This is a genomic window from Idiomarina sp. UBA4206 (assembly GCF_002383015.1).
Lineage (GTDB): Bacteria > Pseudomonadota > Gammaproteobacteria > Enterobacterales > Alteromonadaceae > Idiomarina > Idiomarina abyssalis.
The window spans coordinates 53,177-56,068 of record NZ_DFTS01000039.1; the positions used below are offsets into that span (position 1 = coordinate 53,177).

The following is a 2,892-nucleotide window of genomic DNA, read 5'->3' on the forward strand; positions in this document are numbered from 1 at the left end:
TGTGAAGCAGGTAGTTCCCCCCATACCTTGGCAATGTATTTTTTGTGGGTTGTGCGGTCCTGAAATTGTTTGTTCAGGTGGCTTTGTGCAGCTTTGGTTTTTGCCAGTAACAAGATACCGGAGGTGGCCATATCCAACCGATGAACCACTCTAATTTCCGGGTGTACCCGCTGCACTCGAGTATAAGTGGAATCTTTATGCTCTGGCCGCTTGCCCGGAACACTCAATAGTCCGCTGGGTTTATCAACCACCAACAACTGAGCGTCTTCATAAATAACTTGAAGAAATGGCGTTGTTGGTGGCTCATAGTGAAGCAGCGTCATTAATGGTTGTTCACCAAAATGCGAACAGCCTGTAGCGACAACTGCGGACTTTCCAGTGCCGCTGTAATCTGCTCTTCGCGCCAGTTTATAGCTTCTATTTCACTGCTGCGTACCGACGGGTTTTTCTTCTGCAAGTCGAGCAGTCGTTGGCGTTCATGTTGCAGTGCAGCTGTAGCCTCTTGTCTTACCTGCTCCAGTTGCTCTTGCTGCCATTTGCGTGCTTGTTGTTGGCCTGACTGGATAAGCTTTTGCGCTGCATCTCTTAGCTGGCGCAATACCTGACGGGCGGTTTTCTTATCAATGAAGTTAGACTGCTGATCCAGTAGCTCGCGCGATACTTTGGCAGAGAGCTCCTGACCCTGACCATTAAACAGAAGCCGCAGGCTTTGCAGTGGGCAAAACTCCTGTAGGGCCGCGGCTTTAGGCGCAGGAACTATGCTGGCAAAGTCTAATTCAAGGAACCAGCTGCCAGCCGGAATTGCCGGGTTTTTTAACTCGGCCACACAAGTACTGCCAAAGTCATCAGCAGTCAGCAACTCGAGCGCCGCTTGTACCATCGGGTGATCCCAGCTCAGAAAGTCGGTATCTTCAAAGTTCAGCGCGGTAACCCTGTCAAAGGTTATGGTAATACCGTCGTCAGGCAAACCAGGCAGACTGCCAACACGCATGTGTTCTCCCGGGCGAATAAACCAGCGTTCCTCATCCAGAACTTCGTTATTAACACCAAAACGGTCAAAGAAGGCAATCATGAAATCGGCGAGCGTATCGGTATCGCTGTCGCTATGAATTTGCTCTATGATTTTTTCTGCGGTTTCCGGGCGACAAGCATTGAGTGCCTGCAGCTTGTCCTGACCTTCCCTGTTGTGCTCCAGCCAGGTTTTGTGCAGCTCTTTTGTCTGCTCTAATAGTTCAGAACTTAAAGGCTGCTGTTCAGTAATAGCCTGCTCAATTTCAGCGCCGAAAGCGTCGTACAGTTTACGGCCTATCGCATTACACTGAGTGAAGGCATTCATTCCCTGCTCGTACCATGGCAGCAATATAGCTTCGGCAGAGCCTCTACAATAAGGCAGGTAAATATCAATGTCCTGCTGCTGGCCAATACGGTCTAAACGACCAATACGCTGTTCCAGCAAGTCGGGGTTGGCTGGTAAGTCGAATAAGATCAGTTGATGCACGAACTGAAAATTGCGGCCTTCACTGCCAATTTCTGAGCACAGTAGGATAGGGCTGCCATCTTCTTCGCTCGCAAAAAATGCGGCAGAACGGTCTCGTTCGGTCAGCGTCATTCCTTCATGAAAGGTGGCCGCGTGCACACCTGCGAGTACGCGCAGAGCTTCAGACAAATCCAGCACTTGCTCCGCAGTTTTACAGATTAGCAGCGCTTTTTCTGAGCGGTTTTGCTTAATGTGCTCCAATAACCAGTCAATACGCGGATCTTCCATCCACCAGGGCATGTCTTCATCGGGTTCGCACTCATCCAGTTCTACCGGATGAAAATGACGCTCAGGGAAGCCGCCGATATCGGCCCGACGGTTACGAAACATAACGCGCCCTGTGCCGTGTTTATCGAGCAAGTCATCAAGTTCGGCCGAGTCAGTCACTGACTCAGCTTGTTCTGCTAACTCTTTGTAGTGCGCCTGTTCTTGCTGAAAACTGGCGAAATCGGAGAACCTGTCCGGGTCCAGCAACTGTAATCGCTGGAAATGTCCCTCAGCACCTTCTTGTTCTGGTGTTGCCGTTAGCAGCAGCAAACTGGGCACAGCTTCGCAAAGGTCTTTTACGGCGCTGAATTCAGGAGCATCCGGTTGCAGATGGTGGGCTTCATCAATAATCAGCAGATCAAATTCCGCATCGAGTAAGGCCTCATTCCAGCGTGACTCATGCATAAACCGACTACTGATAATAATGTGTTGTTCGGTCAGAAAAGGATTTTCACTGTCGGCTTCCGCTTGCTCACAACGTTCATCATCAAACAGGGTAAAGTTCAGTGCAAAGCGGCGACGTAGCTCCACTAACCATTGGTGCATAAGAGACTCAGGCACAACAATGAGTGCGCGCTGCGAGCGGCCGGTGGTCAATCGGCGTTTAATGATCATGCCGGCTTCAATGGTTTTTCCTAAGCCCACTTCGTCGGCCAAAAGCACGCGTGGGTGATAGCGATCAGCGACCGTCTTAGCAATATACAGCTGATGCGGCAGCAAATGGGTACGAACGCCTAATAAGCCGGCCACCTCGCTTGCCTGGTGATGCGCCAAATGTTCACCAGCCTCACAGCGCAATTGATACATATCGAGTCGGTCGGCCTGACCAGCAAGCAAACGAGTTAATGCCGGATTACTGTCAACTTGATGCGAGAGTTGAGTTTCAGGAACAACAACTGACTCCTGGTTGTCATCACGCAGTCCGTGGTAAGTCACAATACCCTGCGACTCAGTCAGCTCCTGAATAGTAAAGCTCCAGCCGTCGGCGTGCTTACCTTGCTGTTGAACTTGCAACTGATATCGAGCCAGAGGCGCATCCTGAGCAGAGTACAGTCGCACTTCACCGGTGGCAGGGAACATCACGGTTA

At 50.7% G+C, this 2,892-nt stretch carries 2 protein-coding genes; both read right to left on the reverse strand.

The window, feature by feature from the left end:
- A partial coding sequence (locus tag B3180_RS08320) for a pseudouridine synthase (protein WP_286843973.1) occupies window positions 1-323 on the reverse strand: 323 nt, incomplete at its 3' end.
- Window positions 323-2,892: RNA polymerase-associated protein RapA (gene rapA / locus B3180_RS08325; RefSeq protein ID WP_286843975.1), on the reverse strand; the 2,570-nt coding region annotated here is incomplete at its 5' end. The genes B3180_RS08320 and rapA, both read right to left, overlap by 1 nt.